Annotated in this window: 1 pseudogene; it reads right to left on the bottom strand. The window is 46.3% G+C overall.

The window, feature by feature from the left end:
• Positions 1-452: 452 nt before the first annotated feature.
• Positions 453-758, bottom strand: a pseudogene (locus tag DW642_RS15735) (repa); the annotation flags it as partial.

Below are 758 nucleotides of genomic sequence, written 5' to 3'. Positions count from 1 at the left end.
CAATGAAGCACAGGGGGAAGTAACGGAACGGACGGACAGCCGTTTTCCCCTCCGGCATGATAGCCAACAAAAAAGAGCGTCAAGGGTAAACTCTGCGGTCTTTCGACCGCCCTTGACACTCTTTTCCTTATGGCTCTGATGATAAACAAGGGAAAATGGCTTATTGTGGCATTTCTGCCTCTGTGGTATAATATCCAGCGTTGTCGCACCCAATCTGGCAACAGAAAGGGGGTGTACTCGTGGAAATTATTATATCCTTTTTGGTTTCCGTTATGGCAGGCGTAGCCAGCTACTACATCTGCAAATGGTTAGACGGAGACGACAGTGACAACTAACCTAAATGAAAGCCCCAGAGCTGCAACTCTGGGGCTTTCGCTTTGTGTACTCGTGGTACTATATCCTTTTTAGCTATCGCCATTATAGCATATTCAGATAGCCATTTCAAGTATGCCCTACTTCCACCACTTGTAAACGGTGGGCTTGCTCAATCCTGTCTCCCGTATGCAGTCTGCTTTCTTTCCTGCCGGGTGGCTCTCCTGCCATTCTCTGACTGTCTGCTCCGCTGTTCCACTCCCTTTTGGTCTACCCTCTTTTACTTCTTCTCCTAACTGCTTTTTTAAAGCTTTCATAGTATTCATAACCTTTACATGGTCTTTTTGCTTTCTGTAATTCCGCTTATTGGCTGGTATCGTAACCTTTGTGTTATCCTCTATCCATTCCCGGCTTGCTATCGTTGACAGCCTTTTTCTGTCCCCTTT

This window comes from Blautia sp. AM23-13AC (assembly GCF_003435675.1).
Classification (GTDB): domain Bacteria; phylum Bacillota; class Clostridia; order Lachnospirales; family Lachnospiraceae; genus Fusicatenibacter; species Fusicatenibacter saccharivorans.
Note: the sequence above shows the minus strand (reverse complement) of the source record. Positions and strands in the feature narration are given on the sequence as shown.